The 13,437-nt window shown below is 47.1% G+C and carries 8 protein-coding genes and 2 pseudogenes; 8 read left to right on the forward strand and 2 right to left on the reverse strand.

The features are described from left to right. The first annotated feature begins 139 nt into the window (after positions 1 to 139). Positions 140 to 1,078: a LysR substrate-binding domain-containing protein gene (locus tag NC996_RS09600; protein WP_190689826.1), complete on the forward strand. Its 939-nt coding sequence runs from the start codon at positions 140 to 142 to the stop codon at positions 1,076 to 1,078. A 6-nt stretch (positions 1,079 to 1,084) separates the two neighbouring features. Here NC996_RS09600 and NC996_RS09605 read toward each other — a convergent pair whose 3' ends face one another. After that, entirely contained in the window at positions 1,085 to 1,885 is an 801-nt protein-coding gene (locus NC996_RS09605) for a prohibitin family protein (protein ID WP_190536150.1), read from the reverse strand. 277 nt (positions 1,886 to 2,162) lie between these two features. On the opposite strand from NC996_RS09605, the pseudogene NC996_RS09610 reads away from it, so the two are divergent. The 5 genes and pseudogenes from NC996_RS09610 to NC996_RS09630 form a co-directional block, all read left to right on the forward strand. Next, positions 2,163 to 2,455: pseudogene (locus NC996_RS09610) on the forward strand (sulfate ABC transporter ATP-binding protein); the annotation flags it as partial. A 186-nt stretch (positions 2,456 to 2,641) separates the two neighbouring features. Then, positions 2,642 to 2,944 (forward strand): hypothetical protein, encoded by a 303-nt coding sequence (locus NC996_RS09615; protein WP_190689830.1) that lies wholly within the window; start codon positions 2,642 to 2,644, stop codon positions 2,942 to 2,944. Positions 2,945 to 3,056: 112 nt separating this feature from the next. Then, positions 3,057 to 3,773 (forward strand): pentapeptide repeat-containing protein, encoded by a 717-nt coding sequence (locus NC996_RS09620; protein WP_190689896.1) that lies wholly within the window; start codon positions 3,057 to 3,059, stop codon positions 3,771 to 3,773. Between the two features lie 246 nt (positions 3,774 to 4,019). After that, on the forward strand, positions 4,020 to 4,673 hold the full coding sequence (gene msrA / locus NC996_RS09625) for a peptide-methionine (S)-S-oxide reductase MsrA (protein WP_190412252.1): 654 nt from the start codon (positions 4,020 to 4,022) through the stop codon (positions 4,671 to 4,673). Positions 4,674 to 4,899: 226 nt separating this feature from the next. Then, entirely contained in the window at positions 4,900 to 5,688 is a 789-nt protein-coding gene (locus NC996_RS09630) for a tryptophan-rich sensory protein (protein WP_190689833.1), read from the forward strand. A 150-nt stretch (positions 5,689 to 5,838) separates the two neighbouring features. Here the strand turns inward: NC996_RS09630 and NC996_RS09635 are convergent, their stop codons facing one another. Further along, the gene (locus NC996_RS09635; protein WP_190689837.1) at positions 5,839 to 7,350 is read right to left on the reverse strand and encodes a CoA-acylating methylmalonate-semialdehyde dehydrogenase; all 1,512 of its coding nucleotides are present in this window, start codon (positions 7,348 to 7,350) and stop codon (positions 5,839 to 5,841) included. Between the two features lie 157 nt (positions 7,351 to 7,507). Here NC996_RS09635 and NC996_RS09640 point away from each other — a divergent pair. Both NC996_RS09640 and NC996_RS09645 read left to right on the forward strand, forming a co-directional pair. After that, positions 7,508 to 7,750: pseudogene (locus NC996_RS09640) on the forward strand (transposase); the annotation flags it as partial. Positions 7,751 to 7,865: 115 nt separating this feature from the next. Continuing rightward, positions 7,866 to 13,280, forward strand: a complete 5,415-nt coding sequence (locus NC996_RS09645) for an ATP-binding sensor histidine kinase (RefSeq protein WP_190689843.1) — start codon at positions 7,866 to 7,868, stop codon at positions 13,278 to 13,280. The last annotated feature ends 157 nt before the right edge of the window (positions 13,281 to 13,437 follow it).

Consider the following 13,437-nt stretch of genomic DNA (forward strand, 5'->3'; position numbering starts at 1 on the left):
ATTGCAATAAACTATGCTTTCAATCTATGCAGCCAAATTAATAAAATCAAATACTTTTTTTTGTTGAAAGGATAACTTAAAGTGATTGATAGCTTGATATAGACAGCTAGAGGTGCTTAAGGAGCCTTAAAGAGTAGAGATGACATTTGAACAATTACGAATTTTTTTAGCGGTGGCAGAACATCTGCACTTTACCCGTGCGGCGGAGGAACTATATATTACCCAACCTGCGGTTAGTGCCGCGATCCAAAGCTTGGAACAGCAATACAGCGTGAAACTGTTCCATCGCGTTGGTCGCCACATTGAGATCGCGGAGGCGGGGAAACTCCTACAGGTGGAAGCGCAGAAGATTCTCGATCAGGTTGCTTTGACTGAGCGAGGTTTGCGGGAATTAAACAATTTACAACGGGGTGAGTTGAAATTGGGCGCAAGTCTCACGATTGGCAACTACTGGCTACCCAGCAAAATTAGTCAATTTAAAACCCAGTATTCTGGCATTTTTGTTAACTGTACTTTGGGTAATGCAGAAGAAATTTGTGAAGGAACAGCAACAGGACTCTTTGATTTAGGTTTAATCACAGGAGAAGTCAAACCATCGCTACAGAGTTGTTTAGCGCAAGAGGTAGTGGGGAGCGATCGCTTACAAATTGTCGTGGGAAAGTCTCACCCCTGGTTTGGGCTTGCTGAGATTTCTCTAACAGAACTTTCTACAACCAGTTGGGTAATGCGAGAGGCAGGCTCCGGAGCGCAGCAAATGTTTGAGCAAGCCTTACAAAATTGGGGAATCGCTCCTACCCGGTTCAATGTAGTTTTAGTATTGAACAGTAGCGAGATGGTGAAGGCAGTGGTAGAAGGCGGCGTCGGTGCAGCCGCCATTCCAGAATTAATGGTGCAAAAAGAACTACAACTCTCTACACTGCACGCAGTTAACGTTGTAGATGATAGAAAAAGAGCGAAAACGAAACTGGAAATTGCCCAGCCTGTCTTGAAACTGAAGCATCAACAACGGTTTCAGACTCAAGTTTCAATTGCTTTTGAAAAAATGTTAATATCCACAACACTATCTACAATATTTTAACCAATTTTAGTTAGGTTTTACAAATTTACTTAAATCCAACAATTTTGTAGAGTCTTCGACAATTAGCGGCAGCTTTCCATCCCATTTCTCTATTGCTTGCCTTTGCAATAATTCTGGAGTTAAATTTTCACGTAACACCCTATCCGCTTCTGCTTCTCCTCTGGCTAAATTAACCTGTGCTTCTGCCTGCTGCAATGTTTTTAAAGTTATAAAGCCTGCACGTTTTGCATCCTGTTCGGCAATCTGTTTCGCCTCCACAGCATCGCTAAATCGCTTGGAAAAGTGGACATGGACTAGGGAGATATCATCAACTCCAATGTGATAACTAGCCAGTCGTGTAGTTAATGAATCGTCTACGCCCGCTTTTACTTCTCCTCGCTTTGTAATAATTTCTTCAGCAGTGTACTGTGCCATTACTGCTTTTAATACTTCTTCTACTGCTGGATTTATAATTTTTTCGATAACTAGGTTCTCGTTCCCAATTTGTTGATAAATAGCATTTGCTTCCTCTGGAATAATGTGCCAGTTGAGAGCTACATCCGTGAAAACATCCTGAAGATCCTTCGAGGAAGCTTCAGCAGAACTTTCCTGTTTTTGTACTCGAACGCTCAATTTCTGGACGGTATTAACGATAGGAATAATGAAGTGTATTCCTTCGTCTAATACTCTCGGCTGCACTTTACCAAACTGCATTAATACACCCCGTTCTCCAGCATCTACAATCACAACAGGAGTAAGGGAAATCACGACTAATAATAAAAATAAAATTAGTTTACCGCCATTGGGAAGAGCTTTAAATTTTTTCATGGTCGAGGGGTAAATGGCAACTTTACTAAACTATCAGCGAACTTTCGTAGATGTACTCAATCTCAAATAATCTCACTTTATATCGAGTCAGCAGGTCTAACATTTGACAAATCTGCCATTAGCGAGGTGTCGGTTCTGATAACTCGGCAACTTGAACCCCTCGCCATTTGCTAGTTCCCCAATCTTTAATATTTTTGTACTCAGATGATTAAGCGGAGTGCCAAACTACGGTAATGGAATCGATAAACCGTAGTTTATATCGAAAGGGACACTTGCCGTGAGAATTGTTGTTGAAAACGTATCCAAGCAGTTCGGCAGTTTCAAAGCGGTTAACGAAGTTAGCTGACAAGTGTCCAAGATGGCGGGTCGGGTTTGTGTTGCAGCACTATACTCGCTCTCACGCACTTGAGCGTGAGAGCGAGAGCCTTTGGTCTACAAATTCGCAATGCACTGAAAGCGAGAACCCAAACGCGAGTAGAACAACTACTAGAGTTGGTGCAATTGAACGGAATGGGCGATCGCTATCCCTTTCAACTCTCTGGAGGTCAGCGCCAACGAGTAGCACTGGCACCCCAGCAAAGATTACAGATTTGACTCAATACATTTCGGTTCAGGTTTTGACCGATTGCAACCCAAGCGACCAGAAATTCTTAGTAATCTAAGTATTGGAACGGAAGTCCTTACTTAGTTGATTCGACCAAATCTTTATAATCATTTTTAGTCTGTGCCTTTCGTAAAACAATCCGGGAGCAGATTATGAGACTAGATGAATTTACACAGTTGATCGAACAGGAAAGATGTCCTGAGTCTCTACCTCAAGCATTGCAGGCACTGTGGTACGACAAAAAAGGAGATTGGGACAAAGCTCATCAAATTGTGCAAAATGCCAGTGATGCTGACAGCGCTTGGGTTCACGCCTACCTACATCGAAAAGAAGGCGACAAAAGTAATGCCCTTTACTGGTATCGGCGCACCGGACGACCAGAGTTTAAAGAAGACCTAAACCAAGAGTGGCAGCAGATCGCTGAAGATGTGCTAGAGCGTTGCAAACCGCAATGATTTGATGGGATGGGCAACAGGAGCGCGATCGCCCCTAGAGGTTTCGGGATCTCATTACTTCACTCCAAAAGAAGCATTCGTTCAACCGGCAACGCCTGCTAGGGTAGTGATAATGAGCGATCTAGATCGATACTACAAAGTGCTGGGATTAGAGCCTGGAGCCTCACTTGATGAAGTGAACCAGGCTTATAGGGATTTGGCTTTTATTTGGCACCCCGATCGCATCCCAAAAGATAATCCTCGGTTACAGCAAAAAGCTCAAGAAAAGCTGAAAGAGATTAATCAGGCACGCGATCGCTTGCGCTCAGTTCGACCCGGCGAAAAGAACCGAAATCCCGAACCTCCGGCACGCGATCGCGCTCATCCACCGAGTTCTTATTATCAATCTAGTTACTCCTATCAATCACCGCCTCAATCACCGCCTCAATCTCACCCTCAATCTCACCCTCAGGCTCCTAAGCAGCAGTCCGACTTGAGCGGAGCCAACTTGAGCGGAGCTAATCTCAAAGAAAAGGACTTGTCTGGAAGAAATTTGAGCAATGCCAACCTCAGCAACGCCAACTTAAGCGATGCCTTCCTGCATAAAGTGAATCTTCAGGGAGCCAACCTGGAAAAAGCGAATCTTTTTAGAGCCAACCTGTTGCAAGCGAAGCTAAACAACGCTAACTTGCGAGAAGCTAACTTAATTGGAGCCGACCTCAGTGGAGCCGATTTGAGGGGAGCCGATTTGAGGGGAGCTAAGGTTGGGTCGCAAGACCGAGTCCTGGTTAAGTTGACTGGAGCGAACTTAGCAGGAGCCATCCTACCCGATGGCAGCATCCACGGTTAGGAAGCAGCGATACATCCTATTTGACCTTACCCCGTAAGCAGGGAGAGGAGAAGCTAGCCCCGTTTAGCTCAACGTTTAGCTCAACAACAAAAAGGCAAAGAAATAGCCGCCTCTCCGTGAAGATCGAGGGGGTTGGGGGGTGAGGTTCCGGCTAACCCTACCTCCTTCCCGCTCTTCAGGGGATGCCAAAATCTTTACAATATGAAATAAGGTTAAAACGTTTATCAGAAAACAGAGTCAGAATCAATGGCGCTATTCGGATTTGGTAAAAAGCAAAGTCTGCCCACGATCGAGCAAGCATTGCCGGGACGGGCAGAACCCATGCAAGTCCCCGCTACTCACTACGTAAACGGTAATCCGCTGAAACCTCCTTTTCCCGATGGGATGGAGATGGCGATGTTTGGCTTGGGGTGTTTCTGGGGAGCAGAGCGCATATTCTGGAAGCAACCTGGAGTTTTCACCACCGCAGTTGGCTATGCAGCAGGAGTCACGCCAAACCCTACTTATCATGAGGTTTGTACGGGCATGACGGGACACAATGAAGTAGTTTTCGTTGTGTTTGACCCGAAAGAAATTAGTTACGAAACACTCCTGAAACTCTTCTGGGAAAGCCACAATCCTACCCAAGGAATGCGTCAAGGCAATGATGTCGGCACCCAATACCGTTCCGGAATTTATGCATATTCAGACAGCCAGAAGAAGCTGGCTGAAGCATCCAGAGATGCTTATCAGCAAGCCCTGAAAGCCTCCGGGTATGGGGAGATTTCCACTGAGATTCTGGATGCTCCTGAGTTCTATTACGCAGAAGCCTATCATCAGCAGTACCTCGCCAAAAACCCAAATGGGTATTGTGGACTAGGCGGGACGAACGTTACTTGTCCTGTAATGACGAACGCTTGAAATAGAAATTCTGTCTTTTAGCGATCGCTAGCAGAAATCACTATCTTTACCCGGTATGCTCTTAAGCGGGTTGGTGCGTTCGTGGCACTGGTTCCTTAAAGCGTGATGAACTTGTCTAACCTAGATTTGGCAATGGTTTGACCAGTTCTCACTCTTTAGCAAACCAGTGCCACAATTTTTTATTTTGAATTGTCAAACAAAGCCTTAAAAAAGAGGCGGTAACAATATGAAATCTGTCAATCAGCGCTTCGACTCAGATTTCCTCCGGTCAGTTGCGAATTTCATCGCTATTCTTGCCGCATTTGCGATTAATGTCTATGCAAATGTGGCTCCTCCCAATGGATTGACAATTGGGGAAATTTCTAATCGGTTCTTTAGTGATGTCCCCATTATCCCCGCTAACTATGCTTTTGCGATTTGGGGAGTTATTTATTTAGGTTTGATTAGTTTTGGAGTCTATCAAGTTCTACCCGCTCAAAGACAAAATCCCTATCTGCGTCGGGAAGGGTATTTTTTGGTATTAGCGAGTATTGCACAAATCGCCTGGGTGTTTCTTTTCGAGTACCAACTGTTTACACTCTCAGTTGTGGCAATGCTGTTCATTTTAGTGCCCCTGATTGGGATTTATCTGCGTTTGGGAATTAGTTTAGAACGAGTTTCAAGGGTAAAAAAATGGTTAGTTCAAATTCCCTTGAGCATCTATCTAGGCTGGATTAGTGTTGCGACAATTGTGAATGTGGCGAGTACGCTTGACTATTTGGGTTGGAACGGTGGGGGCATCAGTCCTGAAATATGGACGGTAATTCTGCTGGTTGTCGCCGCAGCGATCGCTGCTACGATTACCCTAAAACGGGCGGATGTTGCCTATCCCTCCGTCATTATCTGGGCATTCGTAGCGATCGCGGTTCGTCAAGCCAATCAACCTTTGATTGCTGTGACCGCGGTTGTACTCGCGATCGCATTAGGGTTGTTAATTTTATGGCGTCAACTGCGGCGTCCTAAGGTGGCGATTTAATCGATAAAATCCCAAAGAACCTCACCCCTACCCCTCTCCGTTAACGGAGAGGGGAAAATGCTAAAGGTTTTACGGCTTGCCGTTCCTTTGAAGGAGAGGAGTTGGGGGGGTAAGGTTTTTATTGTGAAATACAATGTATTGCATTAGATACTAAAACTGACGCGACCACGTTTTAGGCCAGCGTTCTACTACAACTTTTGTTTGGGTAAAGAACGCCACAGCGTCTTTCCCTTGACCGTGTAAATCGCCGTAGAAGCTATCTTTCCAACCACTAAACGGAAAGAACGCCATCGGTGCAGCGACTCCTATATTGATGCCAATATTGCCAGCTTCTGCTTCATACCGAAACTGCCGCGCTGCGGCACCACTGCTAGTAAATAAACAAGCCATATTTCCCCATTGACCGCTATTGACTAAAGCGATCGCGTCCTCAATCGTTTCCAAGTGCATTAACCCTAACACTGGGCCAAAGATTTCTGTTCTCGCTAATTCGCTTCTTGGGTTGACATTTTGCAAAATTGTCGGTCGGACAAAGTTTCCCTGTTCGTAACCGGGAATCTTAGCGCTGCGTCCGTCTACTAATACCGTCGCACCTTCGTTAGCTCCTTGTTGAATTAATTGCTCAATTCGCGCTTGGCTTTGACGGGTAATTACCGGACCCATTTGGACTTTCTCATCCAAGCCATAGCCGACGACTCGTGTTTTTGCCGCATTTGCGATCGCTTCGGTAAAAGTGTGCCGTGCTTCTCCCACCGTCACAGCCACAGAAGCCGCTAAACAGCGCTGTCCAGCACAGCCAAAAGCACTATCGGCGGTAATTCGAGTCGTCATTTCCATATCCGCATCTGGCAGGACAATGATGGGATTTTTCGCGCCTCCCTGACATTGCACTCGTTTCCCAAAGACGGCGGCTTTACTGTAGACATATTGGGCAACGGGTGAAGAACCGACAAAACTAATGGCGCGGATTGTAGAGTGTTCTAAAATTGCATCGACCACTTCTTTGGCACCATTGACCAAATTGACGACGCCTTTAGGCAATCCAGTTTTTTCTAGTAATTCAAAGACCTTCTGCATCGTCAAAGGGACTTTTTCAGAAGGCTTAAGAATGGTTGTATTGCCACAAGCGATCGCGTAGGGCAAAAACCAGAAGGGAATCATTCCAGGAAAATTAAACGGAGCGATGATTGCGGTCACTCCCACGGGTTGACGAATCATCATTTCGTCAATCCCACGGGCAACATTTTCCAGATTGTAACCCTGCATCAACATGGGAATCCCACAAGCAACTTCTACATTCTCAATTGCACGTTGTAATTCTGCTTTTGACTCAGCAAACGTCTTCCCACATTCCAGCGTCACGATGCGAGATAACTCATCTAAATGTTCTTCTAATAGAAATTTCAATTTAAATAGATATTGCACTCGTTCCGTTGCCGGGATGCGTCGCCAGTTCGGATAGGCAGCCGCAGCCGCAACAGCAGCAGCCTCTACATCGCTTGCAAGTGACAAGGGAACCTGGGTTAAGACTTCGGCAGTAGCGGGATTCACCACATCCAGGTATTCGGTGGTGCGGGAAGCACACCACTCGCCGTTAATGTAGTTGGGTAAGGGGTTTCTGAAGGACACAGAGATTTCTCCTTCCAAAGGTTTTTTCTGCATCCTACTCCCAAAAAGACCGGAACCGAAGCTTTACCGGGGAGGGTAATTTAACCTAAGTTTGGGTTAAGCAGCTTGGGGCAAAGCAAAGTCCAGATCCGACGGTTTCTTGGGCTGATGGCATTCTTGCAATCAACCCACACATCTGGTTCACCATGAGGGACAAGTGGTAATTGTTGATAACGCGACGTTCCATCATGGCGGACGCATTGCACCACTACTTGATTAGGCTGGCTTGAGGCTGTTGTATCTGCCCCTCTATTCTCTTAACCTCAATCGAATTGAGAAGTGTTGGGCTTGGCTCAAAACTCGCATTCGCCAATGCTTCTCTCACTCCAGTTCCCTCCGACACGCGAGCGAGTCTGTTCTTAGGGATGCTGTGTTCTCACACTCCTGCCGATAGGGATATATAGAAAGTTTCTGAATAATTAAGTAAGTTGTACTTTTAGCTTATTTGTTACATACGTAACATTTTAGGGAATCCTAGGAATAAAGTTAAAGCTCGCTTTTTAAACCTAATGACTCCTCTAGTACAGCAATTCCCAAAACTTTCTGGCTATACCTTGGTTGAGCAACTGTATCTAGGTTCTAGGACAGCTGTCTATCGAGGAGTGCAAAGGTTACAGCAATGTCCGGTGGTGATTAAGACACTGCGGCACGAATATCCCAGCTTCAGCGAATTAGTGCAGTTTCGCAATCAGTATGCGATCGCAAAAAATCTCGACATTCCAGGCATTGTCCAACCGATGAGTCTAGAACCCTATGCTCATGGCTATGCCTTGGTGATGGAAGACATTGGTGGCATTTCCCTACGTCATTACATCCAGACTTCCCCGCTGACGGTGGAACAATTCTGGCCAATTGCTCTGCAAATTGTGGATGTCCTCCACCAGCTCTATCAGCAACGAATTATTCACAAAGACATTAAACCCGCCAACATTCTGATTCAACCCGAAACTGGGCAGATTAAGCTAATTGACTTTAGCATTGCTTCCCTGTTACCCCGCGAAACCCAAGAGATTCAAAATCCCAACATTCTAGAAGGCACCCTAGCCTATATCTCACCAGAACAAACCGGGCGGATGAACCGGGGGATTGACTATCGCAGCGATTTCTATTCTTTGGGAATTACCTTTTTTGAACTGCTCACGGGACAGTTACCATTCCCAGCTGACGAGCCAATGGAAATGGTTCATGCCCATATAGCGAAGCAACCCCTCTCTGTCTGCGATCTCAACCCAGATTTGCCCATCCTGCTCGGTGAAATCCTTCGCAAACTGATGGCTAAGAATGCGGAAGAGCGCTATCAAAGTGCCCTCGGTCTTAAGCACGATCTAATGAGATGCCAGCAAGAGTATGGTGTTGCGAACAAACACGCCTGGTTTAACTTAGGTGAACGGGATATCAGCGATCGCTTTTTGATCCCTGAAAAACTTTACGGACGAGAACAAGAAGTTCAAACCTTGCTCGAAGCTTTTGGTCGAGTTGCCAACGGAGCCTCCGAACTGATGCTGGTAGCCGGTTTTTCCGGCATTGGCAAAACCGCCGTCGTCAATGAAGTGCATAAGCCGATTGTGCGTTGGCATGGCTATTTCATCAAAGGTAAATACGACCAATTCAACCGCAATCTTCCCTTTAGCGCCTTTGTCCAAGCCTTCCGCGACCTGATGGGTCAACTGCTCAGTAGTGATGACGTGCAGTTGCAAGAGTGGAAAGCGAAGATCCTGGCGGCAGTGGGTGGCAACGGTCAGGTGTTGATCGAGGTAATTCCTGAACTCGAACAGGTTATCGGCCCACAACCCCCGGTACCAGAACTCTCCGGTAGCGCCGCTCAGAACCGTTTCAATCTGCTGTTCCAGAAGTTCATCACCGTGTTCACCACCCCAGAGCATCCCCTGGTGATTTTCCTGGATGACTTGCAGTGGGCTGATTCCGCTTCTTTGAACTTGCTAAAGCTACTGCTGACAGAGCGCGATGCCTACGGCGGCAAGCAACGCGGTTATCTGTTCATCATCGGAGCCTATCGGGATAACGAAGTGTTCCCGACGCATCCGTTAATGCTGATGCTCGACGAGGTTAAAAAAGCGGAAACTCTGATCCATACCCTCACCCTGGAACCCCTGAGCCAAGCGGTTGTGAATCAGTTAACGGCAGATACCCTGAGTTGCTCTCTGGAACTGGCTCAACCGCTGACGGAGTTGGTCTGTCAAAAAACCAAGGGAAATCCCTTCTTCCTCACCCAATTTCTCAAAGCCCTGCATGAGGACGGCTATATTTCGTTTGATTCCCAGGCAGGACATTGGCAGTGCGACTTAGCAACGGTGAAGTTACTCGCGCTCACGGATGATGTCGTTGAGTTCATGGCACTCCAGTTGCAAAAATTACCTGCTGCAACCCAGACTGCTTTGAAACTGGCAGCTTGCATTGGCGCTCAGTTCGATTTGGCGACCCTGGCGATTGTCAATGAGCGATCGCCCGAAGATACCGCCATCAACCTCTGGAAAGCCTTGCAAGAAGGCGTGATTTTACCGATCGCCGAGGTCTATAAGTTTTATCAGCCGCTGCCACTTCAGGTGGCAGAAGTCAACCAGGCAGAAACCTTTAACTGTTCCTATCGCTTTCTCCACGACCGCGTTCAGCAAGCCGCCTATTCTCTCATCCCTAACGAGCAAAAACAGACGACTCATTACCAGATCGGGCAACTGTTGCTGCAACAAGTTTCCCCTGCCGCCAGAGAAGAGCGCATTTTTGAAATCGTCAATCAGTTGAACTATGGAACCACGCTGGTTGAGGAACAACAGGAACGGGACGAACTTGCCCAACTCAACCTCACGGCTTGCCGCAAAGCCAGACTGGCAACTGCCTATCAAGCTGCCCGTGAATATGCCACCGTGGCGCTGAAACTGCTGGGAACAGACGCTTGGCACCGGCAGTACGACATGACTCTAGCTCTACACGACTTAGCTGCCGAGGTCGCTTTCTTGGTGGGCGATTTTGAGCAGATGGATCGGTGGATTGAAGCGGTAATTCATCATGCGAAAACGCCTTTAGAACAGGTGCAAGTCTATCAAGTCCGAATTCAGGCGTTAGTCGCCCGCAATCAATTTGTAGAAGCGATCGCGATCGGTCAATCGGTCTTCCGAATGTTGGGCGTGAACCTGCCAGACGAAACAACGCTAGAGGATATTCGGCTCCTGAAGCAGGAAATTGATGCCTTAATTGGCGATCGCGCCATTGAGTCATTTCTTCATCTGCCCCCCATGAGCGATCCTCAGCAGCTCGCGATTATGCAAAATGCAGCGCGACTGACCCCCGTCTGCTATATGTCCGGCACAAAGCTTTATTTTCTGGTCGTAGCCCTCCAGGTTAAATTATCAATTCAGTTTGGCAATAGTCCGGTTTCCCCTTACTGCTACGCGGGTTACGCCTTTCAACTGAGGATATTGTGGGGAGACATGACCAAGGTGCCTCAGTTTGGGCAATTAGGATACCAACTCGCCTCAGAGCCAGATGCCAAAAATATTCGAGCCGCAACAGCCCTGTTAATGGGGGGATATGTGGGTCACTGGACGATCCATCTGCGAGAAACGTTGGCTATTCTGCTGGAAGGCTATCAAGCTGGATTGGAAACTGGCAATCTAGAATTTATGGGCTATGATGCCCAGTTGTACTGCTTCAATGCTTATTGGTGCGGTCAACCGCTCGCTGAACTCGAACCCCAAATTTGCGCCTATTACCAACAGTTGTGCGACCTCCACCAAGTCACGGCAGCAAACTGTGTTTTGGCTTACTGGCAAGCGGCTCAAATTCTTTTGGGTGAGTCAGAGGAAGAGATTCTCCTACGCCAGGATGCCTATGAAGAACAAGTCCTGGATGAGGCAAAAGTCGATTTTTACCGACTATCTTTCTTTTACCTGTATCGATTCACATTGAATTACTGGCTGGAAGACTTTGCCAAGGCGGAATACGATGCCACTCAAACCCGACAGTATTTAGCCGGAGGGATGGGAAGTACCGTTGAACCGATCTTATATTTCTATGATTCTCTGACCGTGCTGGCAACTCCCCCGGAATCGATGTTGGAGTCAGAACCTAGATGGCAGCGAATGCAAGAAAATCAAGCCAAGCTAAAAGAGTGGGCAGATTATGGCCCCATGAATTACTTGCACAAATATCATCTAGTAGAAGCTGAGAAACATCGCGTTCTCGATCGCAAAACGGAAGCAATAGAACTGTATGACCTAGCGATCGCCGATGCCAAAGCCAATGGCTACCCTCAGGAAGCAGCCCTTGCCAATGAACTGGCGGCAAAATTCTACTTGGCTTGGAACAAAGAGCGGATCGCCCAAGCTTATATGATTGAAGCCTATTATGGCTATGCTCGCTGGGGGGCGAAAGCCAAACTCGCCGACTTAGAAACTCGCTATCCTCAACTACTGGCTCCCATCCTCCAACAAACGCAGACACCATTCTCTGTTGACGAAACCGTATTTGCCACTGGAACTGTCACCGCTACGAATACTTCCTCCACCAGTATTTCTGATTCCCTGGATCTGCTTGCCATCCTCAAAGCTTCCCAAACTCTTTCTAGTGAAATTGAGCTTGAGCAGTTAATTGGCACTCTCTTACTTACGGTAATACAAACCTCAGGGGCGACGCAGTGCGCTTTGATGTTGAGTGAGGAACAAAATCTCACGGTTCAGGCTAAGGCAGAGCTTACGGAATCCGGTCAAATCGCAACGCAGATTCTGCATCCGGCGCAGTCGCTTGTCGATAGCGGTATAGTCCCTATCAGTCTGGTCACAAAAGTCAAACGCAACTTGCAGTCTGCCGTGATTCCCAACGCCGTGCAAGAGCCGCTATTGATCGGTGATGTGTATATCCAAAACCAACAGCCCAAGAGTCTGCTGTGCAGCCCCATTCTGCACCAAGGCAAGTTGCTGGGTATGGTCTATCTGGAAAATAATCTGGCAACAGGAGCCTTTACCCGCGATCGCGTTAAGTTGCTGAATTTGCTCTGTGCCCAAGCTGCGATTTCCCTGGAGAATGCTCGCCTCTATCGGCAAGCCCAAGCCTATGCTCAACAGCTTGAAGAATCTCAGCTTCAGATTGTGCAAAACGAAAAAATGGCGACTTTGGGTAACTTGGTGGCAGGAGTTGCTCACGAAATTAATAACCCCGTCGGCTTCCTCAACGGCAGTATTAATAATGCCAAAGATTATGTAAAAGACCTGCGTGAGTATTTAGACACCTACCAGCAGCACCAGCCGCCTACTGGTTCGGTAGCCGAATTGGCCCAAGAAATTGACCTAGAGTTTCTATTGGAGGATTTACCCAAGTTAATTGACTCGATGCAAGGAGCGACCGATCGCATCAAAGGCATCAGCACCAGTCTGCGTACCTTCTCTCGTGCCGATACGGAACACAAAGTTAGCGCCAAGCTGCACGAAGGGTTAGATAGTACGCTGTTAATTCTCAAGTATCGACTCAACGCGAATGAAAATCGGCCTGCCATTAAAGTTATCCGAAACTACGGTGAAATCCCTGAAATTGATTGCTTCCCCGGTCAGCTTAACCAGGTGTTTATGAACATTTTGGCTAATGCGATTGATATGTTCGATGAAATGGCACAGCAAACAACCTTTGAAAAATTCGAATATCATCCCCAACAGATCGCGATTCAAACTGCATTATTACCAGAACAAAATACGGTTGAAATTCGCATTAATGATAATGGTAAAGGCATGAATGAGGAAGTTAGAACTAAGATTTTCGATCATTTGTTTACCACTAAAGAGGTTGGCAAGGGAACGGGGTTAGGCTTAGCGATCGCCCGTCAGATTGTGCTAGAGAAACATGATGGTCGGCTGGAAGTCCAGTCGGAGTTGGGGCAAGGCTCTGAGTTTTCCATCTTCCTCCCGGTTCGGGGTTAAGTCATCCATCCTGCTTGAAACGCTGTAAATCAACCACCGCTGTGGCGCAGTACAACCACTCTGTTGCAGCGAACAGTTTAGATATCTTGGTGTAGATGCAAAGGCGATCTGCTGCCGCTGAGCACGACCGTTGTACAGCTTAAATTCTGGGTTTTGG

This window comes from Trichocoleus sp. ST-U2, from assembly GCF_039961875.1.
GTDB lineage: Bacteria > Cyanobacteriota > Cyanobacteriia > Cyanobacteriales > FACHB-T130 > FACHB-T130.